Annotated in this window: 1 protein-coding gene; it reads right to left on the minus strand. The window is 71.1% G+C overall.

The features are described 5' to 3' along the window. Positions 1–933: MCP four helix bundle domain-containing protein (locus tag GCU56_RS22925; RefSeq protein ID WP_163484494.1), on the minus strand; the 933-nt coding region annotated here is incomplete at its 3' end. Positions 934–1,355 lie beyond the last annotated feature (422 nt).

Below are 1,355 nucleotides of genomic sequence, written 5' to 3' on the forward strand. Positions count from 1 at the left end.
CTCCTCCGCCGACGCCGAGATCTGCGCCGAGGACGCGCTCAGCTCCTCCGACGACGCGGCGACCGCATCCGCCGACGCGGCGACGGTGCCCAGCACCGACCGCAGGTTCGTGACGGCTGCGTCCAGGCCCTGGCCCATGCGACCCATCTCGTCCCTGGACACCAGTCCGCTGGTCTTCGTCAGGTCACCCGCGGCCAGCGCCGCGGTGACGTCCTGGACCCGGCGCGCGGCCCGGGCGACGCCGCCGGCGACGAACCACCCGAGGCCCAGGGCCAGGGCGATGCCGACGACCATGACGACGAGGGAGATCGTGCGCTGCGACTCGGCGTTCGCGCGGACCTCCGTGGCCGCAGCTGCGGCGTCGCCGGTCTCCAGGTCGTTCAACGCCTGGAGGTCCGTGCGGAGCGAGTCGACCACCTCGACGCCCTGCGCGTCGTTGGCCACCACCCATCCGGCCACGTTGCCGGCGACGGCGAACGGCTGGAGGACGTCGTCCTGCACCGCGTAGTACTGGTCCAGCTGCGTGCCGATGCGGTCCACGAGTTCCTGCCGGGCCGCGTCCATCCCGGTCCCCTCGTACGCGGCCATGGTGTCGGCGAACTCTGTCCGGAGCTCCTCGAGGCGCGCGAACCGCTCCGCGCGGCGGTCGGTCGTCGGGACCAGCACGGTGTCGCGGTTCACCACCCGCATCTCGTGCAGCAGGCTGTCCATGTCGGCCACGGCGACGGCGCCGAGCAGGTTGCTCGAGTAGAGCTCCTCGGCGTCGTCCGCGGCGGTCGACATCCCGGCGATGCCGAGGGCACCGATCCCGGCGGCGACGACCGCGGTCAGCGACACGGCGGTCAGCACCTTCGTCTTGACCGATCGGTCGGCCCAGGCGGAGAGCAGGGAGCCCGTGCTCTGCCCGGTGGTCGTGGTTCGCGATGCGGTCATGGTCGTTCTCCAGGGGAATGCCGTACGAGGCGGGCGGGATCTCTTCGTCGCGCCGCGATGGATTCGACTGGTCGGTCCATCGAGTGGTGCGCAGGTGACGACGACGAAGGTAGAGTGCCTACAGACGCTTTCGTCCGCATTGCGGCCGTGTCCCCGGAGATTCTCCGAGAATGGTCGGTCATCGCCTTTCCCGTGTCGACATGACGCCATTCTCTGTGGAGCGCAGGACGGGGATGCGGCCTCGGCCGCCCGTCGGAGACGGTGGACCGGTCGGCTCTGACGCAACGACCCCGGTCGCACGGCCGAGTGGCCGTGCGACCGGGGTCGCTGATCGGGGGTGGGGTCGTCAGTAGGTGAAGTTGCCGACCGTGGTGCGCAGGTCCGCGGCCATCCGGGACAGCTCGTCCACGGCGGTGCGGGTC

It is taken from the genome of Geodermatophilus sabuli (assembly GCF_010686765.1).
In the GTDB taxonomy this organism is placed as follows: domain Bacteria; phylum Actinomycetota; class Actinomycetes; order Mycobacteriales; family Geodermatophilaceae; genus Geodermatophilus; species Geodermatophilus sabuli_A.